Source organism: Streptomyces sp. NPDC001536, from assembly GCF_042894505.1.
In the GTDB taxonomy this organism is placed as follows: Bacteria; Actinomycetota; Actinomycetes; order Streptomycetales; family Streptomycetaceae; genus Streptomyces.
Genome location: NZ_JBIAVQ010000007.1, coordinates 360,989 through 385,049 on the forward strand (window position 1 = coordinate 360,989; position 24,061 = coordinate 385,049).

Annotated in this window: 22 protein-coding genes; 9 read left to right on the forward strand and 13 right to left on the reverse strand. The window is 72.0% G+C overall.

What is annotated here, in order from left to right:
• Genes panD through ACFY0U_RS21560 form a run of 4 tightly spaced genes read right to left on the reverse strand, consistent with a single transcriptional unit; the run spans window position 1 to window position 3,989 of the window.
• On the reverse strand, window positions 1-426 hold the full coding sequence (panD, locus tag ACFY0U_RS21545) for an aspartate 1-decarboxylase (protein WP_388638082.1): 426 nt from the start codon (window positions 424-426) through the stop codon (window positions 1-3).
• A gap of 47 nt (window positions 427-473) precedes the next feature.
• On the reverse strand, window positions 474-1,277 hold the full coding sequence (locus ACFY0U_RS21550; protein WP_388638085.1) for an alpha/beta fold hydrolase: 804 nt from the start codon (window positions 1,275-1,277) through the stop codon (window positions 474-476).
• 43 nt (window positions 1,278-1,320) lie between these two features.
• Entirely contained in the window at window positions 1,321-2,637 is a 1,317-nt protein-coding gene (gene entS / locus ACFY0U_RS21555; protein ID WP_388638089.1) for an enterobactin transporter EntS, read from the reverse strand.
• An 8-nt stretch (window positions 2,638-2,645) separates the two neighbouring features.
• Window positions 2,646-3,989 carry a salicylate synthase gene (locus tag ACFY0U_RS21560; protein WP_388638092.1) on the reverse strand — a complete coding sequence of 448 codons (1,344 nt, stop codon included), beginning with the start codon at window positions 3,987-3,989 and terminating at the stop codon, window positions 2,646-2,648.
• A 181-nt stretch (window positions 3,990-4,170) separates the two neighbouring features.
• Between ACFY0U_RS21560 and ACFY0U_RS21565 the strand changes: the two genes are divergently transcribed.
• The 3 genes from ACFY0U_RS21565 to ACFY0U_RS21575 are packed head-to-tail and all read left to right on the forward strand — an operon-like array spanning window position 4,171 to window position 7,890.
• Window positions 4,171-5,799: a (2,3-dihydroxybenzoyl)adenylate synthase gene (locus tag ACFY0U_RS21565; RefSeq protein WP_388638094.1), complete on the forward strand. Its 1,629-nt coding sequence runs from the start codon at window positions 4,171-4,173 to the stop codon at window positions 5,797-5,799.
• Window positions 5,789-6,835 carry a FecCD family ABC transporter permease gene (locus ACFY0U_RS21570; protein WP_388638096.1) on the forward strand — a complete coding sequence of 349 codons (1,047 nt, stop codon included), beginning with the start codon at window positions 5,789-5,791 and terminating at the stop codon, window positions 6,833-6,835. The genes ACFY0U_RS21565 and ACFY0U_RS21570 overlap by 11 nt, the downstream gene beginning before the upstream one ends.
• Window positions 6,832-7,890 carry a FecCD family ABC transporter permease gene (locus ACFY0U_RS21575; RefSeq protein ID WP_388638098.1) on the forward strand — a complete coding sequence of 353 codons (1,059 nt, stop codon included), beginning with the start codon at window positions 6,832-6,834 and terminating at the stop codon, window positions 7,888-7,890. Before ACFY0U_RS21570 ends, ACFY0U_RS21575 begins: the two co-directional genes overlap by 4 nt.
• A 10-nt stretch (window positions 7,891-7,900) precedes the next feature.
• On the opposite strand, the gene ACFY0U_RS21580 is transcribed toward ACFY0U_RS21575, so the two are convergent.
• Window positions 7,901-8,851 carry a hypothetical protein gene (locus tag ACFY0U_RS21580; protein ID WP_388638100.1) on the reverse strand — a complete coding sequence of 317 codons (951 nt, stop codon included), beginning with the start codon at window positions 8,849-8,851 and terminating at the stop codon, window positions 7,901-7,903.
• A 176-nt stretch (window positions 8,852-9,027) separates the two neighbouring features.
• Here ACFY0U_RS21580 and ACFY0U_RS21585 point away from each other — a divergent pair, with 176 nt between their 5' ends.
• Window positions 9,028-11,274, forward strand: coding sequence for a heavy metal translocating P-type ATPase (locus tag ACFY0U_RS21585; protein ID WP_388638102.1), 2,247 nt, complete (start codon window positions 9,028-9,030; stop codon window positions 11,272-11,274).
• Between the two features lie 58 nt (window positions 11,275-11,332).
• Here the strand turns inward: ACFY0U_RS21585 and ACFY0U_RS21590 are convergent, their stop codons facing one another.
• Complete coding sequence (locus tag ACFY0U_RS21590) at window positions 11,333-12,028, reverse strand: type 1 glutamine amidotransferase domain-containing protein (RefSeq protein WP_388638105.1); 696 nt, start codon at window positions 12,026-12,028, stop codon at window positions 11,333-11,335.
• Window positions 12,029-12,078: 50 nt separating this feature from the next.
• Here ACFY0U_RS21590 and ACFY0U_RS21595 point away from each other — a divergent pair, with 50 nt between their 5' ends.
• On the forward strand, window positions 12,079-13,008 hold the full coding sequence (locus tag ACFY0U_RS21595; RefSeq protein WP_388638108.1) for a LysR family transcriptional regulator: 930 nt from the start codon (window positions 12,079-12,081) through the stop codon (window positions 13,006-13,008).
• On the opposite strand, the gene ACFY0U_RS21600 is transcribed toward ACFY0U_RS21595, so the two are convergent.
• Entirely contained in the window at window positions 13,009-13,965 is a 957-nt protein-coding gene (locus tag ACFY0U_RS21600; RefSeq protein ID WP_388638111.1) for a zinc metalloprotease, read from the reverse strand. It abuts the gene before it with no gap.
• 180 nt (window positions 13,966-14,145) lie between these two features.
• Between ACFY0U_RS21600 and ACFY0U_RS21605 the strand changes: the two genes are divergently transcribed.
• Complete coding sequence (locus ACFY0U_RS21605) at window positions 14,146-14,463, forward strand: hypothetical protein (RefSeq protein ID WP_388638114.1); 318 nt, start codon at window positions 14,146-14,148, stop codon at window positions 14,461-14,463.
• Here ACFY0U_RS21605 and ACFY0U_RS21610 read toward each other — a convergent pair.
• From ACFY0U_RS21610 to ACFY0U_RS21630, 5 genes are all read right to left on the reverse strand, one after another.
• On the reverse strand, window positions 14,433-15,287 hold the full coding sequence (locus ACFY0U_RS21610) for an ABC transporter ATP-binding protein (protein ID WP_388638117.1): 855 nt from the start codon (window positions 15,285-15,287) through the stop codon (window positions 14,433-14,435). The genes ACFY0U_RS21605 and ACFY0U_RS21610 overlap by 31 nt on opposite strands.
• A 4-nt stretch (window positions 15,288-15,291) precedes the next feature.
• A complete protein-coding gene (locus ACFY0U_RS21615; RefSeq protein WP_388638120.1) occupies window positions 15,292-16,344 on the reverse strand; it encodes a FecCD family ABC transporter permease in 1,053 nt (350 codons plus the stop codon).
• A gap of 4 nt (window positions 16,345-16,348) precedes the next feature.
• Window positions 16,349-17,293: a FecCD family ABC transporter permease gene (locus ACFY0U_RS21620; RefSeq protein WP_388638277.1), complete on the reverse strand. Its 945-nt coding sequence runs from the start codon at window positions 17,291-17,293 to the stop codon at window positions 16,349-16,351.
• A 128-nt stretch (window positions 17,294-17,421) separates the two neighbouring features.
• Window positions 17,422-18,489, reverse strand: a complete 1,068-nt coding sequence (locus tag ACFY0U_RS21625) for an iron-siderophore ABC transporter substrate-binding protein (RefSeq protein WP_388638123.1) — start codon at window positions 18,487-18,489, stop codon at window positions 17,422-17,424.
• Window positions 18,490-18,837: 348 nt separating this feature from the next.
• Window positions 18,838-20,919 (reverse strand): SpoIIE family protein phosphatase, encoded by a 2,082-nt coding sequence (locus ACFY0U_RS21630; RefSeq protein WP_388638125.1) that lies wholly within the window; start codon window positions 20,917-20,919, stop codon window positions 18,838-18,840.
• Window positions 20,920-21,275: 356 nt separating this feature from the next.
• Here ACFY0U_RS21630 and ACFY0U_RS21635 point away from each other — a divergent pair, with 356 nt between their 5' ends.
• Together ACFY0U_RS21635 and ACFY0U_RS21640 are read left to right on the forward strand one after the other, a co-directional pair.
• Entirely contained in the window at window positions 21,276-21,593 is a 318-nt protein-coding gene (locus ACFY0U_RS21635; RefSeq protein ID WP_388638127.1) for a hypothetical protein, read from the forward strand.
• An 87-nt stretch (window positions 21,594-21,680) separates the two neighbouring features.
• Window positions 21,681-22,220: a DUF2269 domain-containing protein gene (locus ACFY0U_RS21640; RefSeq protein ID WP_388638130.1), complete on the forward strand. Its 540-nt coding sequence runs from the start codon at window positions 21,681-21,683 to the stop codon at window positions 22,218-22,220.
• On the opposite strand, the gene ACFY0U_RS21645 is transcribed toward ACFY0U_RS21640, so the two are convergent.
• A complete protein-coding gene (locus ACFY0U_RS21645; protein WP_388638132.1) occupies window positions 22,162-22,878 on the reverse strand; it encodes a FadR/GntR family transcriptional regulator in 717 nt (238 codons plus the stop codon). The genes ACFY0U_RS21640 and ACFY0U_RS21645 overlap by 59 nt on opposite strands.
• A 283-nt stretch (window positions 22,879-23,161) precedes the next feature.
• Between ACFY0U_RS21645 and ACFY0U_RS21650 the strand changes: the two genes are divergently transcribed.
• The gene (locus ACFY0U_RS21650) at window positions 23,162-24,058 is read left to right on the forward strand and encodes a proline iminopeptidase-family hydrolase (RefSeq protein WP_388638135.1); all 897 of its coding nucleotides are present in this window, start codon (window positions 23,162-23,164) and stop codon (window positions 24,056-24,058) included.
• The last annotated feature ends 3 nt before the right edge of the window (window positions 24,059-24,061 follow it).

The following is a 24,061-nucleotide window of genomic DNA, read 5'->3' on the forward strand; positions in this document are numbered from 1 at the left end:
TCAGTTCCTCTCCTGCGCGGATCCGGCGTACTGGTCACTCGCCCCGGGCACGGGCTCGGCAGGGTCGGTGCCCAGCGCGACGATGCGGTTGGCCCGGTCGACGTGGACGACCCGGGGCTGATGGGCGGCCCGTTCGGACTCGTCGAGCTCGGCGAAGGACATGATGATGACGAGGTGGCCGGGGTGGATCAGGTGGGCGGCGGCGCCGTTGACCCCGATGACCCCGCTGCCGCGTTCGCCCGCGATGGCGTAGGTGGTGATGCGGGCGCCGTTGTCGATGTCGACGACCTGTACCGCTTCGCCCTCGACGATGTCGGAGGCGTCCAACAGGTTCTGATCGATCGTCAGGGAGCCGACGTAGTGCAGATCGGCCTGGGTGACGGTGGCTCGATGGATCTTTCCGTTGAGCAGGGTGCGTCGCACCATGACCCCCAGAGTAGATACTTAGGTGAGGCTAACCTAAATCAACATCGTCAGGTGCGGAAGAAGTCGAGAAGCACACGGTTCACTTCGTCCGGCCGCTCCAGATAGCCGTAGTGGCCGCAGTCCTTGATCTCGTGGTAGACGGCTCCGGGGACGGCGTCCGCGACCTCGCGGCCCAGCCGCGGCGGCAGGATCAGGTCGTCGGCGAACCCGACGACCAGGCAGGGGACGGTGATCGCCCGATAGGCGGCGAGCCGTCCGTCGGGGACCTGGAGGTCCAACTGGGCCCGGGCGCCCGGGCCGTGGACCGGTGGGGCGAACTCGAAGATCCCCAGCCAGTCCGCGGCCCGGAGTTCGTCGTCGAGGGTGGCCGGCGAGAGGTTCTGGAGCGCCCGCACCCAGGCCGCGTAGGCCGGGGGCAGGACGACTCCGCTGTCGTACAGGGCGCGTTCGGCCCGGGCCATGGCGGTGCGCCGGGCGTCGGTGCGGCCGCGGGTGGCCATCAGGACGCCCTGGCGCACGAGTTCGGGCCTGGCGAGCATCAACTCCTGGACGACGTACGCGCCCATGGAGACACCGACGAGCCGGCACGGGGCGAAGCCGAGGTGTTCGATCAGCCCCGCCGTGTCGGCGACCAGGTCGTCGATCGTGAAGCCTCCGGGGCACTCGTCGCTCGGCGGGATGCCCCGGTTGTCGAAGGTGACGACCCGGTGACCGGCGGCCACGAGCGCGGGTACCTGGTGGAGGTGCCAGCCACGGCCCGTGGCGCCCTGGCCCATCACCAGGACGACCGGTTCGCCGTGGCCGCTGTCCTCGTAGTGCAGCCGGACTCCGTTGATCTGCGCACTCGGCATGGCTCTCCCAGCGGCTCCTGCGGTTCCTGCGGCTGTGGTGGTCCTACGACGGCCTGTCGGTCGGTCTCGGGACGGCCTCCGCGGCTGCCTTCTCCCCCTTGTCCCTCTCCTCCTCCGCCGCCGACGGTCCGTGCAGGGTCGCCTTGCGCAGGTCCGGCACGGCCAGGGCCAGCGTCGCCACACCGGCGAGGCAGATGACCCCGCCGAGCGCCGCGGCACCGCCCGAGGACCCGAGCGCCCGTGCCACCAGGCCCGCCTCCAGGTTGCCGACGGAGGGACCGGCGGTGGCCTGCGCGAGCCACAGGCTGCCGACGCGGCCCTGAAGGCGGTCCGGGGTGTAGTGCTGGAGCAGGGCCCGGCGCAGGATCTCGGAGGCGGTGTCACCGAGCCCCGCCAGGGCCAGGAAGGTCAGCCCCAGCCACAGGTTCGAGCTCAGACCGAAGCAGGCGATCCCCACGCCCCACACCGCCACCGCGCCGATCAGCGCCCGTCCGGTGTGGTGCACACGCCCGGTCCAGCCGCTGGTCAGCGCGCCGAAGAAGGAGCCGACCGCGGGGGCGGTGTAGAGCAGTCCGACGGTGGTGTCACCGCCGCCGAAGTGCTCGGTGCCCATCTCCGGGAAGAGCGCGTACGGCATCGCGAAGACCACCGCGCACACGTCGATGAGCAGCAGTCCGGTGACGACCCGGTTGCCGCGCAGGAAGCGCCAGCCCTCCGCCATGGCCTTCAGCGGATGCTGCGCCTCCTCCGATCCCTCGGGCGGCAGCGGCGGCAGCGGAGCGAGGAGCAGCAGGCCTACGACGTAGACGGCCGCGTCGATGCCGAAGCACCACGCGACGCCCGGGCCTGCCGCGATGACGCCGGCCAGTGACGGGCCCGCCATGCCGCCGAGCTGGGCGGTGAGCGTGGTCAGCGCGCCCGCCGCCGCGAGCTGGCCGGGGGCGACCAGGGTCGGGGTGGCGGCCATCATGGCCGGGCCGCCGAGGCCGCTGGTGCCGCCCGCGAGGACGGCGGCGACGAAGACGAACCACACCTGCGGGTCGGGCATCGCCGCGTTGACCGCGAGGCCCGCGATCACCACCGCGGTGATCGCCCGGGTGACGAGCACGACCCGGCGCCGGTCGACCCGGTCGGCGAGCACCCCGCCCGCGACCAGCCCGACCAGCAGGGACAGTCCCAACACCAGGCTCATCAGCCCGACTTGGACCGAGGATCCGGTCAGGTGGTAGATCTGCAGGCTCGCCGCCACCGAGGTGAGGTGGGTGCCGAGCATGGAGATCGCCTGGGTGGCGAACACCAGCCGGAAGTCCCTGCCGGCTCGCAGGGGCGTGACGTCGACGACGACTTCTCCGAGACGCACCGGGTTTCCTAACCCTGGAGGGACGGCGCGACGACCCGCGCCGGTTGCGCGGGGACGACGTAGGGGGCGACGCTGCGCAGTTTCTCGCAGGTCTCCTCCAACTCCCGTTCAGGAGTGGACCCGGAGAGAATTCCGGCGCCGGCCCGCAGCCAGGTGCGGCCGTCCTCCTCGAAGAGGCTGCGCAGCACCAGGGCCGCGTCCAGGTCCCCGTCGCTTCCCGCCATCAGCACCGCGCCACTGTAGATCCCGCGGCGCTCCCGCTCCAGACGGGTGATGCAGTCGTACGCCGGACCCTTGGGGATCCCGGAGGCGGTGACCGCGGGGAAGACCGCCCGCAGCACGTCCCAGGCGCTCGCGTCCTCGGCCAGCTCGCCGTGCACGCTGGACCCGAGGTGCTGGACGCTGCCGCGCTGGCGCACGCTCAGCAGGTCGCGCACCAGGACCGAGCCGGGCCGGCACACGGTGGCCATCTCCTCCTCGGCCAGCTTGACGGAGAGCACGTGCTCGGAGATCTCCTTGGGGTCGGCGAGGAGTTCGGCGCGCAGCCGCTCGTCCTCCCGCTCGCCGAGGCCGCGCGCCCGGGTGCCGGCGAGGGGCTGGGTGACGACCTGGCCGTCCGCGTGGACCTCGGCGACGGTCTCGGGGCTGAACCCGACGACACGTCGGCCGCCCAGGTTCAACAGATAGGAACGCGCGGGGGTGTTGTGGGTGCGGCCGTGGACGTAGGTGGCGACGAAGTCGACCGGGAAGGGGATCGTGAGCGTTCTGGAGAGGATGACCTTCTGGAGTTCGGTGGTGCGGATCTCCTCCAGTGCCTCCGTCACCATCTCCGGGTATCCGCTGCCGGTGCCGGAGACCTCGATGGGCCGGGGTTCGGCGGTGCGGGGGACGGTGGGTCCGGACAGCAGCGCCACCAGGGAGTCGAGGGTCTCCTGGTCGGTGCTGCGCACCAGGGCGCCGTCCTGACGCAGCCTCACCTCGCTGTGCGGGACGACGAGATGGAGCAGTCGGTCGTCGCCGGCGCGGTCCGGGCGGTCGGTGTGAAGGTGGGAGAACTCGAAGGCCATCCAGCCGTAGGCGTGCCATCCGGCCACGTCCATGGCCGCTAACTGTTCCTGTACCTGTCGGAGCGGATGCGCTCCGATCGGGGTCACCGTCTCGTCGGTCAGCCATCTGGCGCGGATCTCGGACCGGTCGACCACGATCTCGCCGAGCACTCCTCCGGCGAACCAGCAGTCGCCCTCCCGCTCGTACACGACGTACTGGTCGAACAACCCCGACTCGGCCAGTCTCGCGGCCAACAGAACGGGATCTCCCGGCAGTTCGGTCTCCGCGCTACGGTAACGCAGCAACGAGCCACCTCCGTTGACTTAGGTTAACCTAACCTAATCAAGTCAAACCCTAGACTCCGCATCGGAGGCGCGTCCAGAGCGCCCCACTTCCACGCGTGCGCCCCTCCCGATCCCTCGTCCAGGCTTGACCCTGATCGCGCATTAGGCAAGCCTTTCCTAAACAGGCAGGCGGGAGTTGAGCATGCTCGACGGTTGGGTGCGCTGGCCGGAGCCGCTGGCGGCGCGGTATCGCAGCGAGGGGTACTGGGCGGGCCGGCCACTGGACCGGCTGCTGCGGGACCAGGCCCGGCAGGCGCCGGAGCGGATCGCGCTCGTGGACGCCGAGGGGAACCGCTGGACGTACGCGGAGCTCGATCTGCGCGCCGACCGCACGGCGGCGGGGCTGCGCGGCGCCGGTATCGGGACCGGTGACCGGGTCGTCGTCCAACTCCCCAACACGGACGCCTTCGTGGTGCTGTTCTTCGGGCTGCTGCGGGCCGGTGCCGTACCGGTGCTGACGCTCCCCGCGCACCGGGAGAGCGAGCTCGTCCATGTCGCCGAGACGGCGGGCGCGATCGCGCTGGCGATCCCCGACACTCTCGACGGCTTCGACCACCGCCCGCTCGCCCGGGCCGTGCGCAAGTCGGTGCCCAGCGTCGAACACGTCCTGGTGGCCGGAGACCCCGCCGAGTTCACCGCGCTCGCCGACGTGGACGCCGAGCCGGTACCCCTGCCCGAGCCGGACCCCGCCGACGTGGCGGTCCTGCTGCTGTCCGGCGGCACGACCGGCAAGCCGAAGCTCATCCCGCGCACCCACGACGACTACACGTACAACGTCCGGGCGAGCGCCCAGGTCTGCGGCCTCGACGAGTCCACCGTCTATCTGGTGGTGCTGCCCACCGCGCACAACTTCGCGCTGGCCTGCCCCGGACTGCTCGGCACCCTCATGGCCGGCGGCACCGTGGTGCTCTCCCCCACGCCCAGCCCCGACGACGCGTTCGCGCTGATCGAGCGGGAGAAGGTCACCGTCACGGCCGTGGTCCCGCCCATCGCCCTGCTGTGGCTGGACGCGGTGGAGTGGGAGGACGCCGATCTGTCCTCGCTCGCGCTGCTCCAGGTCGGCGGCTCCAAGCTGGGCGCCGAGCCGGCGGCCCGGGTCGAGCCCGCGCTCGGCTGCACGCTCCAGCAGGTCTTCGGCATGGCCGAGGGGCTGCTCAACTACACCCGCCTGGACGATCCCGCCGAGCTGGTGATCGGCACACAGGGACGGCCGCTGTCACCGGCCGACGAGATCAGGGTGGTCGACGAGGACGGGCACGACGTGGCGCCGGGCGAGACCGGGGAGCTGCTCACCCGCGGGCCGTACACGCTGCGCGGCTACTACCGGGCCGCCGAGCACAACGCCCGGTCCTTCACCGACGACGGCTTCTACCGCACCGGCGACCTCGTCCGGGTCCTGCCCTCCGGCCATCTGGTCGTCGAGGGCCGGGCCAAGGACCAGATCAACCGGGGCGGCGACAAGATCTCCGCCGAGGAGCTGGAGAACCACATCCTCGCCCACCCGGGCGTGCACGACGCCGCCGTGGTCGGCATGCCCGACGAGACGATGGGCGAACGCACCTGCGCCTATCTCGTGCCCCGCGGACAGGCCCCCACCCAGCGGGAGTTGGCCGCCTTCCTCACCGAACGCGGCGTCGCGGCCTACAAGTTGCCCGACCGCGTCGAACTGACCGACGCGTTCCCCCGTACCTCCGTGGGAAAGATCGACAAGAAGGCGCTCGGCCGCACCATCGCCGAGCAGCTGCGCGCGGAGGGAAGCGTTGGCAACTGAGTCCGCCACGGCGGCACTTGTACGGAAGTCCCCACGGCGCCGGAACTCCACCCGCACCCTCGCGGTGTTCGGCGCCCTGCTCCTGCTGCTCGCGGCCGTCCTGCTCAGCCTGGCGGTCGGCTCGCGCTCGCTGCCGCTGTCCACGGTCGTCGACGCGCTGCTCCGCGACGACGGATCCATCGCGAGCTCGGTGATCTGGGACGTACGGGTGCCCCGCACCCTGGCCGGCATCGCCGCCGGCGCCGCGCTCGGTGTCGCGGGGGCGCTCATCCAGGCGCTGACCCGCAATCCGCTGGCCGACCCCGGGCTGCTCGGCATCAACGCGGGAGCCGCCGCCGGGGTGGTCGTGTCCATCACGGTGCTGGGGCTGACCAGTCTGTGGGCCTCGGTGTGGTTCGCGATGGCGGGGGCGGTGCTGGCGGGGCTGCTGGTGTACGCGCTGGCCTCGGGCGGGCGCGCCGGTGCCACCCCCGAGCGGCTGGCACTCGGGGGTGCGGTGATCGCCGCCGTGTTCACCGGCATCGGCCAGACCCTGATGCTGCTCGACGCCCAGGCCCTGGACCAGCTGCGGTTCTGGAGCGTGGGTTCGCTGGCCCGGGCCGACGGCGAGACCCTCACGACCATCGCGCCGTTCGTCGGCGTGGGCCTGCTGCTCGCACTCGGCCTCGTCCGGCCGCTCAACGCGCTCGCCCTCGGCGACGACGGCGCCCGCGCCCTGGGCGCCCATGTGGACCGGACCCGGTTCGCCGGGCTGCTCGCGGTGACGCTGCTGTGCGGGGCGGCGACCTCCGCCGTCGGGCCGCTGGTCTTCGTCGGGCTCGCCGTGCCGCACATCGCGCGCATGATCGCCGGGGCGGACCAGCGCTGGACGCTGCCGCTGTCGATGCTGATCGCACCGGCCCTGCTGCTCTTCGCCGATGTGCTGGGCCGCGTCGTGGTCCGCCCCGACGAGCTCGACGCGGGCGTGGTCACCGCGGTGATCGGCGCGCCGGTGTTCATCGCGCTCGTGCGCCACCGCCGGGTGGTGGGCACATGACCACCCAGGCGGTCCCCACGCGCCGCCATGTCGTCCGCAGCCGGTCCCACCGGTTCTCCCTGCGCGTGGACGTCCGGGTGGTGACGGTCTGCGCGCTGGTGCTGGCCGCCACCGCGGGCGTCGGTGTCCTCGCACTCGGCACCGGCGAGTACACGATCTCCCCGGCGGACGTGGTGCGCACCCTCCTCGGCAACGGCAGCCGGCGGACGAACTTCATCGTCAACGAGCTGCGACTCCCCCGGCTGCTCACCGGCGTCCTCGTCGGTGCCGCGCTCGGGCTGAGCGGGGCGCTGTTCCAGAGCCTGACCCGCAATCCGCTGGGCAGCCCGGACATCGTCGGCTTCACCTACGGCTCGGCCACCGGCGGGCTGCTGGTCGTCCTGCTCGCCGGCGGCACCGGCGGCCAGATCGCGGCCGGCGCGGTGGGCGGCGGACTGGCGACCGCGGTCCTGGTGTACGTCCTGGCCTGGCGGCACGGCATCCACGGCTACCGCCTCGTGCTGGTCGGCATCGGGGTCAGTGCCCTGCTCCAGGGCGTCAACGCCTATCTGCTGGCCAAGGCCCGCTTCACGCAGGCCGCGCAGGCGATGGTGTGGCTCAACGGCAGCCTCAACGGGCGGGGTTGGCAGGACGTCAAGCCGGCCGCCCTCGGACTGCTCGTCGTGCTGCCGCTGGTCGCGCTCGCCGCGAGCCGGCTGAAGATCCTGGAGATGGGCGACGACGTGGCGGGCGGCCTCGGGGTGCCCGTCCAGCGCACCCGGCTGGTGATCCTCGTCCTGGGCACGGCGGCCTGCGCGGTGGCGACCGCCGCGGCCGGCCCGATCCCGTTCGTGGCCCTCATCGCACCGCAGCTGGCCCGGCGCCTCACCCGGGCGCCGGGTCCCAACCTTCTGGCCGCCACCTGCACCGGCGCCCTCCTCGTGGTCGCCGCGGACTTCGCGTCCCAGCGGATCCACGAGACGGCCCAGCTGCCGGTGGGGGTGGTGACGGCGGTGGTCGGCGGGCTGTATCTGGGGCTGCTGCTGCGCAGGCAGCGGCGGTTGGGCCGGATCTGAGTCATCCGCGTCAGTGGCCGTGGGCGCCTTCGTCGGCATGCTCGGCCGGTGACCGGTCCGGTGACTCGGCCTGCGCTCCGGCCCTGACCGTGAACGCCGCCGTGTGCACCTGTCCCTCGTGCTTGAAGTCCAGGAACAGACGGTACGAGCCTTCGCTGGGCGCCGTGGCCGTGAAGGAGATGCCCGGGCCGGACGCGGTCTTCCCGTCGCCCGGTTCGCCGTTGGGGTGGACATGGAGGTAGGCGAGGTCGCCGGAGCGCAGGGCGACGAGATGGCCGTAGGCGCCGAGATAGGGCTGGAGGTCGGTGACGGGCCTGCCCTCGCGGGAGACCTTGAGCTCGACCTCGCTCGCGCTGCCCGGGCGCAGGCCTCCGGTCAGCTCGACCTCGTAGCCGTCCGTCTCGGCTGTCGTGCTCGGCGCCGGAAGCCGCTGGGGCGCATAGGCGCCCGAGGCCGCCAGGTCCGCGCCGAGGGTGAGGTTCTCGGCGCCCTTCTTCGCCGGGGTGAAGTCGGCGAAGACGCGGTAGCCGCCCGCGCGGGGAAGCTCGACGGGGATGCTCCAGGTGCCGTCGGCGGCGCGGGTGGGGTGCAGATGGCGGTAGGTGACCAGGTCGCGTGAGGCGACGATGAGGTGGAGTTCCTTCTCGTGCTCGCGCCGGTACGTGGTGAGGGCGCGGCCGCTCGCGTCGCGTACGGCGAACCGCAGCTCGGTTCGGCGGCCGGCGGTGACGCTCGGGGTCTTCAGGTCGAGGGTGTAGCCGCCTTCGGAGATCTGGAGTCCTCCGGGTGCGTGGCTCTCACCTCCGCCACCACCCGCGTCCGGCGACTCTTCGTGACTTTCATGGCGCGCGTGAGCACTCTCCGTGACGACCGGGTCGATGCCCTTGCCCACGCCGTACGCGGTGCCGAACGTCGCGGCCAGCGCCGCGGCGAACGCGGAGATCTTGATTCCTGCATGCATGGCCAGCTCCTGGAGAACACGGCCTCCGGTTCGGACACGGGGCCTCGATGCAGCTGACGATACCCCTAGGGGGTATGAAGTCAACCCCTTCGAACCACTTGCCTTTGATACCCCCCATGGGTATACAGGACTACGTGGCGCAGATACCCCTGCCCCGTATCCCGCAAGGAGCAGCGATGACCACCACCGCGACCGGAGCCCCCGCCGAGGTAGAGCTCGTCATCGGCGGCATGACCTGTGCCTCGTGCGCCGCGCGCATCGAGAAGAAGCTGAACCGCATGGCCGGGGTGACCGCGACCGTCAACTACGCCACCGAGAAGGCGAAGGTCAGCTACGACGGCGAGGTCACCGTGGAGGACCTGATCGCGACCGTCGAGAAGACCGGGTACACCGCGCAGGAACCCGTGCCGGAGGAACCGGCGAGCGAGCCGGTGGACCACGAACTGCGGTCACTGCGCGAGCGGTTGGTCACCGCGGTGCTCCTCGCCGTGCCCGTCGTCGCGATGGCCATGATCCCGGCCCTGCAGTTCGAGTACTGGCAGTGGCTCTCGCTGACCCTCGCCGCGCCCGTGGTGACGTACGCCGGATGGCCCTTCCACAAGGCGGCGTTCACCAACGCGCGGCACGGCGCGGCGACGATGGACACGCTGATCTCGGTCGGCACGCTGGCCGCGTTCGGCTGGTCGCTGTGGGCGCTGTTCCTCGGGACCGCGGGGACGCCGGGCATGACGCACCCCTTCGAGCTGACGATCGCCCGCGGTGACGGCGCCGGGAACATCTATCTGGAGGCCGCCGCGGGTGTCACCGCCTTCATCCTGGCGGGACGGTACTTCGAGGCGCGGTCCAAGCGGAAGGCGGGCGCGGCGCTGCGGGCGCTGCTGGAGCTGGGCGCGAAGGACGTCACCGTGCTGCGGGCCGACGGCGGTGAACAGACCGTTCCGGTGGGCGAGTTGACGGTCGGGACCCGCTTCGTCGTCCGCCCGGGCGAGAAGATCGCGACCGACGGGACGGTCGTCGAGGGCTCGTCGGCGGTGGACGCGTCGATGCTGACCGGCGAGTCCGTGCCGGTGGAGGTCGCTCAGGGTGACGCGGTCACCGGCGCCACGGTCAACGCCGGCGGACGGCTCGTCGTCGAGGCCACCCGGGTCGGCTCGGACACCCAGTTGGCCCGGATGGCGAAGCTGGTGGAGGACGCGCAGAACGGCAAGGCCGCGGCCCAGCGGCTGGCGGACCGGATCTCCGCCGTGTTCGTGCCGATCGTGATCGCCCTCGCCCTGGGCACCCTCGGCTTCTGGCTCGGCAACGGAGCCGGTCTGACGGCCGCCTTCACCGCCGCGGTCGCCGTGCTGATCATCGCCTGCCCGTGCGCCCTGGGGCTGGCCACACCGACCGCGCTGCTGGTGGGCACGGGACGCGGCGCGCAGCTCGGGATCCTCATCAAGGGCCCGGAGGTCCTGGAGTCCACGCGCAAGGTCGACACCATCGTCCTCGACAAGACGGGCACGGTCACCACGGGCCGGATGACCCTGCTGGCCGTGCACACCGCGGACGGTACGGACGAGGCCGAAGTCCTGCGGCTGGCGGGCGCGTTGGAGCACGCCTCCGAGCACCCGATCGCCCGGGCGGTGGCCGACGGGGCGCTGGAGAAGCTGGGCGCGCTGCCCACGCCGGAGGACTTCGCGAACGTGCCGGGGCTCGGTGTGCAGGGCATCGTCGAGGGCCACGCGGTACTCGTCGGCCGGGAGCGGCTGCTGGCCGAGTGGGCGATGGAACTGCCGGTGGCGCTCGCCCGGTCGAAGGCGGCGGCCGAGGCGGCCGGCCGTACGGCGATCGCGGTCGCCTGGGACGGCGAGGCGCGGGCGGTCCTCGAAGTGGCCGACGCGGTGAAGGAGACCAGCGCCGAGGCGATCACGCGGCTGCGGGCGCTCGGTCTGACCCCGATCCTGCTGACCGGTGACAACGAGGCGGTGGCCCGGGCCGTCGCCCGCGAGGTCGGCATCGCGCCCGAGGACGTGATCGCCGAGGTGCTGCCGCAGGACAAGGTCGACGTCGTCAAGCGGCTTCAGGGCGAGGGCCGTTCGGTCGCGATGGTCGGCGACGGCGTCAACGACGCGGCCGCGCTCGCCCAGGCGGACCTGGGGCTGGCCATGGGCACGGGCACGGACGCGGCGATCGAGGCCGGTGACCTGACCCTGGTCCGCGGCGACCTGCGCGCGGCGGCGGACGCCATCCGGCTCGCCCGCCGGACCCTGGGCACGATCCGCTCCAACCTGTTCTGGGCCTTCGCCTACAACGTGGCCGCGCTGCCGCTGGCCGCGGCGGGGCTGCTGAACCCGATGCTGGCCGGAGCCGCGATGGCGTTCTCGTCGGTGTTCGTGGTGGGGAACTCGCTGCGGCTGCGGTCGTTCAGGGCGGCCCGGTGAACGCGGCCCAGTGATCAGGGTGCCGGACCACCGCGGTGGTCCGGCACCCTTTTCGGCGTCAGCCCAGCTTCTTCAGGAGCTCCACGGCCAGCGGCGCCGAGGACGCCGGGTTCTGGCCGGTGACCAGGTTGCGGTCGACGACGACGTTCGGCGCCCACGGCTCGCCCACCCGGACCTGGACGCCGGCCTCGGTCAGCCGGTCCTGGAGCAGCCACTTGGCCTTGTCGGCGAAACCGGCCTGGGTCTCCTCGGCGTTGGTGAACGCGGCGACCTCGTACCCGGCGAAGGAGTTGCCGCCGTCGGCCTTGACCGCGGCGAGCAGGGCGGCCGGGGCGTGGCAGACGACGCCGAGGGGCTTGCCGGACTCCAGGGCACGGGTGAGCAGTTCACCGGAGTCGGTGTTGACCGCGAGGTCCTCCATGGGGCCGTGGCCGCCGGGGTAGAAGACGGCGGCGTAGTCGTCGAGGTCGACGTCCTCGACGCGGATCGGGTGCTGGATCTCGGTCGCGGTGGCGATGACGCCGGCGATCCGGTCGGCGTTCTCCTGACCGCCGTTGACCTCGGCGGCGAGGCTGCCCTGGTCGACGGTGGGGACGACGCCACCGGGGGTGGCCACGGTGATCTCGTGACCGGCGGCCTTGAAGGCCTCGTAGGGGGCGACGGCCTCCTCGGCCCAGAAGCCGGTGGGGTGCTTGGTGCCGTCGGCCAGCGTCCAGTGGTCGGCGCCGGTGATTACGAAGAGGATCTTTGCCATGCACTGACGGTAAGCCGATCCACCCATAGGAATCCAATAGGCTCACGTATGTGAGAGATAGGGAATCCAATCACCACGCGGTCGCGGCGCCGCTGGACCTGAATCTGCTCCGCACGTTCCTGACCGTGTACCGCACCGGCTCCTTCACGGCGGCCGCCCGGCTTCTCGGCCTGTCCCAGCCCACGGTCACCACACAGATCCGCGCCCTGGAGCGGCAGCTGGGCCGCGAGCTGTTCGAGCGGCTGGCCCGCGGGGTCGCGCCCGCGCCCTACGCGGACGAGCTCGCCGCCCGGATCGTCGACCCCCTCGACTCGCTCGCCACGGTCACCGGAGCGGACGACGCCCCGGCCGAGCCCGTGCATCTCGCCGGCCCGGCGGAGTTCCTCACCGTCTCCGTCCTGCCCGGTGTCGCGCCGCTGGTGGAGTCGGGCGTACGGCTGCGGGTCACCCCCGGTCTGACCGAGCCGCTCCTGGAGGATCTGCGCGCGGGCCGCCACGACCTGGTGATCGCCACCTTCCGGCCGCGCGGGCGCACCCTGACCTCCGTGCCCCTCAACGACGAGGAGTTCGTGCTGGTCGCCACCCCCGACCGGGCGGAGCGGATCGGCGCTCCCGCCCGGAACGCGACGGAGGGGCCGGCCGCGCTGCACGGCGTGCCCCTGGTCGCGTACGCCGAGGACCTGCCCATCGTGCGCCGTTACTGGCGGCATGTCTTCGGCAAGCGTCTGGCGCGTGACCCCGCGGTGACGATGCCCGACCTGAACGCGGTGAAGGCGGCGGTCATGGGCGGCGCCGGCTTCTCGGTGCTCCCCCGCTACCTGTGCGCGGCCGAGCTGGCCTCGGGCACACTCGTCCTGCTCCACGACCCGGACGACCCGCCGATCAACACAACCTTCCTCGTGCAACGCCCGGGCGCCGCCCGCAACCCGCACGTGGCACTGGTCCGGGATCATCTGCTGCGGGCCGCCCGGGACTGGTGACTACGGGGTCTCCTCGAGGAACGACGAGCGCGGGCCCTCCAGGGTGGCGTCCATGCGGGCCGCCTGCCCCTGGGTGAACATGAACATGGCCGCGTCGTCGGTGTAGTCCATGTAGTTCACGAACATGTCCCCGTCGGGCGCGTTGTCGCACGTCACATGGGGGAACGTGGGCGTGCCGAAGTTGGGGCCGCCCGCGTTGGGGGTGTCCGCGACGAAGTCGCTGCCGCTGCAGCCCTGGCCGTCGTCACCCCAGATGTGGAAGAGGTTGAGCCAGTGGCCCACTTCGTGGGTGGCGGTGCGGCCGAGGTTGAACGGCGGTGCCGCGGTGCCCGTCGTACCGACGAAACTGTGGGTGATGACGACTCCGTCGGTGGCGGCGGCGCCGCCCGGGAACTGCGCGTAGCCGAGGATCTCCCCGACCTGGGGGTCGGAGAGGCGCGGAGCCACCCAGAAGTTGAGGTACCGGTCGGCGGGCCAGGCGTCCTGTCCGCCGCCCGCCGTGAACTTGATCGCGTCGTCCATCCCGAAGGTGTCCGTCGCGGTCCGGGTGCGGGTGATACCGCTGGTGGGGCGCCCGTCGGGGTCCTGGTCGGCGAGCCGGAACTCGATGCGGCAGTCGGCGGTGAGGTCCTTCCAGACGGCGGGCACCTGCGCGATGTCCGGGTTGCGCATCCGGTAGTCCTGGTTCAGGACGTCGATCTGGCTGGTGATCTGCTCGTCGCCGATGTCCTGTCCGGGGCTGTGGTGGATGACGTGCACCACGACGGGGATCACCGTCACCCCGATGCGGGCCGGGGTCCGCAGACCCCGCTCGAAGGCGAAGGCGCGGTTCTCCACCGCGTCCCGCGCGATGGCGTACGAGGGGTCCTCGGTCAGCAGCCGCCGGTGCACCGGCATGGTGCCGCAGACCCGGTGTGCGGGGGCGGGGGTGGTCTCGTCGGTCTCGTTCTCGGGCACGCTGCACCGCCTGGAGATGGCCGCACCGGATCGGCGCGGAGCTGAGGGTGGAGCGGGCCCGTTGAGGTTTACGGTAGGGCGACGGAACGGACACGGTAAGCAGAATCACGAATTCCGCTGTAAATACGGCTTTCCGTTCCGTATCGGCTCAACTGGCGACAGACCAGGAGGTGCCCGGCCATGAGCGGTCCGCCGCCGGAACTGATCGGGACATGGGTGCACGCGTACGAGGAGGACTCGCCCGGCGTCACGGTGTACCGCCCGGCGGGCTATCCGCTGCCGCCCGCGCGTGGCCGCCGTGGGCTGGAGTTCGCGGCGGACGGCACCTTCACCGAGCGCCCCCTCGGCCGCGCCGACGCACCCGGGCGACGCACCGGCCGCTGGGCGCCGGCGGACCCGGAGGGACACCGGCTCACGCTCGACGTCCCGGGCGCGGAACGCCGGTTGGAGGTGCTGTACGTCGACGATCAGGTGCTCAGGGTGCGGGCCTGCGACTGATCGACGCCTTCGTGGTGCCGTCCGATCGGGACGACCATCGGGGTCCGGCTGACCGGGTCCTCGCCCACGACACAGCGCAGCCCGAAGACGTCCTCCACCGTCGCCGCCGTGACGACCTCGGCGGGAGCGCCCTCGCCGACGATCCGGCCGGACTTCATCGCGATGACGTGATCGGCGTACCGGCAGGCCTGGTTGAGGTCGTGCAGCACCATGACGACCGTGCGGCCCTGCTGCCGGTTGAGGTCGGTGATCAGGTCCAGGACGTCGATCTGGTGAGCCAGGTCGAGATAGGTCGTCGGCTCGTCCAGCAGCATCACCGGGGTGCCCTGGGCGACGGCCATGGCGATCCAGGCGCGTTGCCGCTGTCCGCCGGAGAGTTCGTCGACGGCCCGGTGGGCGAGGTCGGTCATGGCGGTGGCCCGCAGCGCCTCCCGCACGGCCTCCTCGTCGGCCGACGACCACTGCCGCCACCATGTCTGGTGCGGTGAACGGCCGCGCCCCACCAGGTCGATGACGGTCAGCCCCTCGGGGGCGAGGGGCGACTGCGGCAGGATGCCCAGCTGTTGGGCGAGGACCCTGGTCGGCATCGAGTGCACCGAGCGGCCGTCGAGATGGACGGCGCCCGCCTTGGGCGTCAGCAGCCGGGCCAGCGCACGCAGGAGGGTGGACTTGCCGCACGCGTTCGCGCCGACGATCGCCGTGACGCGTCCGGTGGGGATCACGACGTCGAGGTCCTCGACGACCACCCGGTCGTCGTACGCCAGGCGCAGGCCCTCGGCCCTCAACTCGGGCCCTGTCGAAGAAGCTTCACGCTGGGATGACACGGTGTCAGCCTCCTGAGCCGGCGCGGTTGGCGCGGACGAGCAGCCACAGCAGCACGGGCGCGCCGAGCACGCCGGTGACGATCCCGACGGGGAGTTCGGTGTCCGGGATCAGCTTGCGTGCGGCGAGATCGGATACGAGGACCATGACGGCGCCGGTCAGTCCGGCGGCCACGGGTGGGGGGAACGCGGTGCCCGCCAGCCGCTGGGCGACCTGCGGGGCGGCGAGCGCCACGAACGCGACGGGTCCGGCGGCCGCGGTGCCGAAGGCGACCAGACCGACCGCGGCGAGCAGCACGGCCACCCGTACGGTCTGCACCCGGGTCCCCAGGCCCCGGGCGACGTCGTCGCCCAGTTGCAGGATCCGCAGCTGGCGTCCCAGCAGCAGAGCGGCGGGCACCAGTACCGCCACGGCCGTCGCGAGCGGGCCGATCTGGTCCCAGGTACGGCCGTTGAGGTTGCCGACGAGCCAGCCGAGCGCCGCCTGCGCCTGGAACCGCTGACCGCGGGCCATGAGGTAGTCGGTGGCGCTGGTGCAGATCCAGGCGACGCCGATCCCGACGAGGACGATGCGGTAGCCGGTCGCGCCCCGCTTCCACGCCAGCGCGTACACGAGCGCGGCGGCGGACAACGCGCCGATCAGGCCGAGGGATTGAGTGCTCAGGCCGGCGTCCCAGCCGAGCACGATCCCGGCGACCACCGCGGTGCCGGCGCCCTGTGTGATGCCCATCATGTCGGGGCTGGCCAGCGGATTGAGGGTCAGCGTCTGGAGGAGGGCGCCGGAGACACCGAAGGCGATGCCGACGAGGAGCCCGGCCAGGGCGCGCGGCAGGCGCAGTTCGTGGACGATGAGCCGGGTGCCCGGGTCGCCGGCGCCGAACAGGGCCTGGAGCACGTCGGTGAACGGGAGGGAGATGTCCCCGACGGAGACCTCCACGCAGAACACGAGGAAGGCGGCGATCGCGAGGCCCGCGCACACGCCGAGCAGCCGGGGGCTGAGCACTCCGGAGACGGGCGGGGCGGTGAACCGGTAGGTCAGGCGGTCGAGTCGGGCCGTCATGGACTCACACCTCCGCGAGGCGCCGGCGCCGGACCAGCGCGATGAAGAACGGCCCGCCGATGAAGGCGACCAGGACCCCGGCCTGGATCTCGACGGGCCGGTCGATGAGGCGTCCGGCGATGTCGGCGGCCAGGAGGAGACAGGGCGCGAGGACGGCCGACAGGGGCAGCAGCCAGCGGTGGTCGGGGCCGATGCCGGCGTACTGGGCCAGGACACGGGCGATGTGCGGCACGACCAGGCCCACGAAGACGACGGGTCCGATGACGGCGACGGCGCCTCCGGTGAGCAGCGTGACGGCGACCACCCCCTGGGTGCGGACCAGTCCGATCCTGAGCCCCAGGGACTTCGCCACGTCGTCGCCGAGCGCGAGACGGTTCAGTGCGGGGGCGCAGGCCAGGGCGAGGATCGCGCCGACGGCGAGGAACGGCAGGACCCGCAGGAGGACGTGGGTGTCCTGGTCGGCCAGCGAGCCCGCGGACCAGAACCGGTAGCGGTTCAGGGCGTCCGGGTCGGTGAGGGCGACGGCGCTGGTCAGCGAGAACAGCAGCGAGGTCACCGCCACGCCGGCGAGGGCGAGTTTGACCGGTGTGCTGCCCGACCGGCCCAGTCCGCCCAGGACCTGGACGAGGACACTGGCGAGGAGGGCTCCGGCGAAGGCGAACCAGATGTAGCCGTAGGCGGATCCGATGCCGAGGACACCGACGGAGACGACCACGGCGAAGGCGGCGCCCGCGCTGACGCCCAGGATGCCCGGGTCCGCCAGCGGGTTGCGGGTCAGCGCCTGCATCAGCGCGCCCGACAGGCCCAGCGCGGCGCCGGTCGCCAGCCCGAGGGCGGTGCGGGGCATGCGTACGGACCAGATGACGTTGTCCGTACGGGCGTCGGGCGCGTTGCCGAGCAGTGTGTCCCAGACCTGGCCGAGCGGGACGTTCAGGGCGCCGAACGCCATCGACAGGGCGCACAGCAGCAGGAGGGCCGCGACGGACAGCGTCAGCAGGAGGGCGGCACGCGGGCCTTTCGGTACGCGCGCCGCCGGGTGCCGTGTCCGCTCGGCCCCTCTCAGGGTGCGGGCCTCTTTCAAGATGCGGGCTGCTCCACCTTCGTGGCGGGCTTGCCGTCGAGGGCGGCGGCCAGTTGCGGGGCGAGGCGTTCGACGACGTAGGGGAGGCTGAGGGCGGAGACGAACGAGGTGGCGTTGCCGTAGTCGCTGGTCTCGTGGACGAAGACCTCACGGCCTTCGGTGGCGACCTTCAAGTCCCCGTAGGAGACGTCGTCGTGGAGTTTCGTGGCGTCCTTGGTGACATCGCCGACGATCCAGACGATGGCGTCCTGGTCGAGGAGGTCGGTGCGTTCCTTGCTGATGTTCGCGCCGAACCGGTCGCCGATGGCCTTGTCCAGGTCCTTGGGGAGGGTGAGGCCGAGGTCGGTGAGCAGGCGCGAGCGCGCGTCCTGGCTGCCGAAGACGAACATGCCCTCGTACGGGGTCGCCATCACGGCGCTCGCGTCCTTGAACTCGGGGTGGGCGGCCGCGGCGGCGGTGATCTTCTCTTCGGTGTCCTTGACGACCTGGGCGGCCTGGTCGGGCTTGCCGAGGGCCTGGCCGACCTTCTCGGTGAGGTCCTGCCAGGGGATGCCGTAGTCGTTGTACTCCTTGGGCTGGGCGACGACGGGGGCGAACGTGGACAGGGACTCGTACTGGTCCTTGGTGAGACCGCTGTACAGGGCGAGGATCAGGTCCGGCTCGAGCGCGGCGATCTTCTCGACCTGGGGCCCGGTGCCGGTGTCCTTGAGGACGGTCGGCGCGTCGGCGCCGCCGAGCTTGTCCTCGGCCCAGGGGCCGATGGCCCCCTTGTAGGCGCCGAGCCATTCGGTGGTGGCGACCGGGACCGTGCCGAGGGCGAGGACCGCGTCCTGGTCGGTGAGGCCGACGGTGACGATCCGCTTCGGCTCGGACTTGATCGTCGTACTGCCGTACTTGTGCGCGATCGTGACCGGGAACGCCGACCCGCCGGAGGCGTCCGGCTTCGCGTCGGCCGCGGGTGCGCCCGAGTCCGAGTCGCCGCCGCAGGCGGTGGCCGCGCCGAGGAGCAGCACGGCGGAGGCGAACGCGGAGATGAACCGCGCTGCTCTTCGGTGGGGGCGCATGGGCGTTCCTTCGCATCGGTGCCGACCGGCCAGAAAACTTAGGTAAGGCTAACCATCCCCTTGCGTCCCGGCTAGCCCTGCGCTGTGACATCCCCGTTGCGATCAGCGTCGCACCGCGGAACGCATGGCCGCCCTCCACGGCAGGGCGACCCACTGCGCATGGAAGACCCCGTCGCGCTGTCCCTGCTACAGGACGGCAATGGGCCGCGGCACGGGGGAAGCGGTAGTGGTCCCCCACCGGCCAGAACGAGAAAACGAAGAACGCGAGCGCCCGCTCGGCCGGCTCCTCGCGCCGCGGGCTTCGTCACCGGCGCTGCCTCGGTCGATCGAGGCGGGTCGGGCGGGCGTTCATTCTGGCACGGTGATGTTCAGCAAGGTCTCGAGCGCCGGGTCGGACTCGTTGAGTTCGGCCCAGACCGTCTTGCCGTGGGAGGCGTGGCGGGTGCCCCAGTGCTCGGCGAGCTGGGCGACCAGGAGCAGTCCGCGGCCGCCCTCGTCGAGGGCCCGGGCCCGGCGCAGGTGCGGCGTGGTGCCTCCGGCGTCGGAGACCTCGCACAGCAGGCCCCGGTCGTGGATGAGACGCAGCTGGATGGGGGGCCGGCCGTAGCGGATGGCGTTGGTGACCAGTTCGCTGACGACCAGTTCGGTGGTGAAGTCGAGCTCCTCAAGGCCCCAGACACGCAGTTGCCGGGCGACGTCGGCCCGGGCCCTGGCGACGGCGGCGGGTTCGGCCTCCAGGTCCCAGGTGGCGACCTGACGGACGCCCAGGGCGTGGGTGCGGGCGAGGAGGAGGGCGACGTCGTCGTCCGGGCGGGCCGGCAGCAGGGCCTCCAGGACGGTGTCGCAGGTGGCCTCCAGGGAGGGGCCGGCCCGGGCGAGGGCGCCGCGCAGCAGGTCGAGGCCGGCCTCGACGTCGTGGTCGCGGGCCTCGATCAGTCCGTCGGTGTAGAGGGCGAGGAGGCTGCCCTCGGCCAGGTCGACCTCCGCCGCCTCGAAGGGCAGGCCGCCCAGGCCCAGCGGCGGGCCGGGCGGCAGGTCGAGAAGGCTGACGGTGCCGTCGCGGGTCATCAGGACGGGCAGCACATGGCCCGCGCGGGCCAGGGTGCAGCGGCGGGAGACGGGGTCGTAGACGGCGTAGAGGCAGGTCGCGCCGATGTCGCCGGCGGACGCGCTGTCCGGGTCTTCGGCGGCTTCGGCGGACAGGCGGATGACGATGTCGTCGAGGTGTGTGAGGAGTTCGTCGGGTGGCAGGTCGAAGTCGGCGAGGGTGCGTACGGCGGTGCGCAGCCGGCCCATGGTGGCGGCGGCGTGGATGCCGTGGCCGACGACGTCGCCCACCACGAGGGCGACCCGGGCGCCGGACAGCGGGATGACGTCGTACCAGTCGCCGCCCACGCCGACCCGGTCGCCGGCGGGCAGATAGCGGCAGGCGACCTCCACGGCGGACTGCTGCGGCATGTGCTGCTGGAGCAGGCTGTGCTGGAGGGTGAGGGCGGTGGCGCGGGCGTGGGTGTAGCGGCGGGCGTTGTCGACGGCGACCGCGGCGCGGGCGGCGATCTCCTGGGCGAGCAGCAGGTTCTCGTCGTCGTAGGGGTCGGCGGTGCGGTCGCGGACGAACTGCGCGACGCCGAGGGTCGTGCCGCGGGCGCGCAGCGGAACGACCAGGGTCGAGCGGTCCCGGGAGGGCTCTCCGGTGGCCAGGGCGCGGGCCGGTGGCGATCCGTCCGGGTAGGTGTGGAGCCGCGGTTCCTCCGCGGGCGGTCGCTGGGCGATCCGGCGCAGGACGGGTGGGCCGGCGGTCGGGGCGTCGTGTCCGTGCAGGACGGAGTCGAGCAGGTCGACGGTGACGCGGTCGGCGAAGTGCTCGACGGCGAGGTCGGCCAGTTCCTGGGTGGTGCGGGTGATGTCCAGTGTGGTCCCGATGCGCAGGCCCGCCTCGTTGACCAGGGAGAGCCGCGCCCGCAGCCGGTGCTCGCGCTCCTCCTGGTAGGCCAGGACGCCGTACTCGGAGGTGCGGTCGACATAGCCGGTCGCCGTCGCCAGCAGTTCGCGGGTCGCGCAGGTGATCAGCTCGGCGTCGTCGGTGAGCCGCGGCAGTTCCTGGAGCAGCCGGTCCAGGATGACGCCCTGTCCGAGGTGGTAGGCCCGCAGCAGCGTGCTGACGGGGGTGCCGTGCCGGGCTAGCCGGCGGGCCCGTTCGATCTCCGCGGCGGGCGGTTCGATGCGGCTCGGATCGACTCCGTGCTCCAGGCCGGCCAGTACGGCGACGACATGGTCGACGATGTTCTCCGAGACCATGGCCCCGAGGTCGTCCCACAGCTCGGGGACCTCGTCGCGCAGGCACTCCTCGACATCGCGGACCAGCCCGTCCGCCGCCCCGCTCAGTGCGTGCGCGGCCCGGGACACGAGACGGTCCGCGGAGACGTCCACCCTTACGACGGTACGCCGCTCGTCGTCGCGTGCGTGCCTCTCGCGGGTCGGAGTGCGTGATTCCGTGATAGTGACTCTCCAGTTGTGGTGATCGACAGGTGGGGGGCACCGTGTTCGGCAGGGTTTCGGCGGCTGTGGTGGTGGCGTGCGTACTGGCACTGGCGGGCTGCACGTTCGAGGGCGGCGGGAGTACTGCTCCTGAGGCGACGGAGGCCGGGGCGAGCGACGCGTCCACGTCTCCTTCGCCCTCCGAGCCGGCCACTGAATCCCCGAGCACGAGCCCGAGCCCGACTGCGACTCCGAGCCCCTCCCCGACGCCGGTGCCCGTCAGGAGTCCGGGGCAGACGCTGGTGTCCATGAACATCAGCGGTGGCTTCGCCGGGGTCGCCCGGTCGGTGGTCCTGCGGGGCGACGGCACCGTGCGCGCGAGCGACGACCGCAAGGGCTCGGTGGTGCACCGGACGACCGCGGCCGAGTTCAGGGAGCTGCGTCTGCTCCTCGGAGACCCGGCGCTGGACGACGTGTCGGACTTCACCGTGAACATGAGCGCCGCGGACATGTTCCAGTACGAGGTCAGCTTCGACGGCCGTACGGTCCTCACGGACCGCTCCGCCGAGCAGCCGCCCCTCGACGCGCTCATCAGCGCTCTGAGCGAGTACCTGCCCAAGGGCTGAGCGCCGGTCCCGTACTCCGAGGCCAGTACGCGCGGTTACTCCCGCCGTCAGACGCCCCGGGAGCCGTGGCCCGGCACCGTGGCTCAGGTGAAACTGACACGTCCCGCTCGCCGGGCCTCCCTCGTCGTCCATGTCACCGCCTCCGCCGGCTGGCTCGGGCTCACGCTCGGGCTGCTGGCGCTGGGGATCACCGCGGCCACCACCGGGTCGGCGGTGACCGTGGAAGCCTCTGTCCGGACCATGAAGCTGTTCGCGGACTGGCTGCTGCTCCCGCTGGCCCTGCTCACGCTCCTCAGCGGCCTGTTGCTCTCCCTGGGCACGCAATGGGGTCTGGCGCGGCATCGCTGGGTCTGGACGAAGTTCTGGCTGACGCTCGCCACGACCACCGCGACGGTCTTCGCCCTGCGCCCCGGGGTGAACTCCGCGGTCGCGGCCGTCGCCGCGGGCGGACCGCTGCCCGACGCCGGTGACGTGCTGTTCGGGCCGATCGTGTCGCTGTCCGCGTACGTCTTCATGACGGTGATCTCGGTGCTCAAGCCCTGGGGCCTCACCCGACGGGGCCGCAGGCTCAGGTCGGCTCCCCGGCCCGCACCCGCGCCAGGACGTCTCGAATCATCTCGGCGCTGATCAGGAAGTGCTCGCGGGCGATCTCCTCCGCCCGTTCGGGCTCCCCCGCCGCGACGGCCTCGTACAGGGCCGTGTGCCCCTGGCCGGCCCGGTGGTGGTGGGACCGCTCGCCCTTGCCCCAGGGTTCGATCGGGAAGCCGAGGCTGATCCGGGTGAGCAGGTCACGACTGAGCAGGGCGATCTGCGGATTGTGGGTGGCCGCGCAGATCGCCTGATGGAACGCGCTGTCGGCGGCCTGCTCCTCGCGGGGGGTGCGGGCCGCCAGATGTGCGGCCAGCGACTCCCGCATCGGTTCCAGGTCCTCGGGCCGCCGGCGCCGCGCGGCCGTCGCGGCCACCATCCCCTCCACCAGCCCACGCAGATCGAAGAGTTGCTCGAACTCCTCCCACCGGGGCAGCAGCGTGCGGCGGACCGCGGCGCCGGAGGACTCGCTCCAGCTGTCGCGGACGAAGGCTCCCCCGTTGCGGCCCCGGCGGATCTCGATGACGCCGAGGGCCTGGAGCCGTGCGACGGCCTCGCGCACGGTGGGGCGGCTGACGTGCAGCAGCGTGGTGAGTTCGCGCTCGGCGGGCAGCCGTTCGCCTGGCAGGAAGTCGCCGACGGCGATCGCGGTGAGCAGCCGGTCGGAGACCTCGTCGACCGCCGAGGCCACGCGCACCGGGCGCAGTGCCGACGACGCGTTGCCGCCGAGCAGGACCCGGTCGAGGACCCGGGAGAACTCGTCCCCGGGCTCAGGTGCGGATGTCAGTTTTCCTCCTCCGAGACGCCGCTTCTGTTAACGCGTGCGGCCCACGTAAATGCGTCGTTACGTCTTCCCCAGGCGCCGCTAAAAGGTCTTGTGCGCTGACCTTTTGCCCAATCACTATCTCACCCATCCCCGTCACACCCAACGAGTTTCAGACAGCGGCCGGCGCTTTCCGGCCGGTCTGGGAGGCCTCACCGTGGCGATCCCCGAACCGAACCACACCGGCTCCGTCGACTTCAACGGCTGGTCCACCTGGTACCGGATCACGGGCGAACCGGGCAGGACACCCCTGGTGGTCCTGCACGGCGGACCCGGCGCCGGTCACGACTACACGCTCAGCATCGCGAACATCGCCCAGCAGGGCCGCCCGGTGGTGCACTACGACCAACTCGGCACCGGACGCTCCACCCACCTGCCCGACAAGGACGCCGACTTCTGGACCGTCCAGCTCTTCCTCGACGAACTCGACCAGCTCCTCAAGGAGTTGGGCATCGCCGACGCCTACCACATCCTCGGCCAGTCGTGGGGCGGCATGCTCGCCGCCGAGCACGCCGTACGGCGGCCGCCGGGGCTGCGCGGGCTGGTCATCGCCAACTCCCCCGCGTCCATGGAGCTGTGGCTCCAGGGTGCCGCCGCACTGCGCGCCGAGCTTCCGGCCGAGGTCCAGGAGACCCTGCTCGCCCACGAGGCGGCCGGGACCACGGACCACCCCGACTACCGGGCTGCCGAGCAGGTCTTCAACGACCGCCATGTGTGCCGGATGACTCCCAACCCGCCTGAAGTACAGGCCACTTGGGACAACATCGCGGCCGACCCGACCGTCTACCACACGATGAACGGGCCGAACGAGTTCCATGTCGTCGGAACCCTCAAGGACTGGTCCGTCATCGACCGGCTCCACCTGATCGAGGCACCGACCCTGCTGGTGTCCGGACGGTACGACGAGGCGACCCCGGAGACCGTCAAGCCCTTCGCCGACCACATTCCCGACGTGCGCTGGCACATGTTCGAGCACTCCAGCCATATGCCGCACGTCGAGGAGGAGGAGCTCTACCTCCGGGTCGTCGGCGAGTTCCTCGACTCCACCGACTGATCC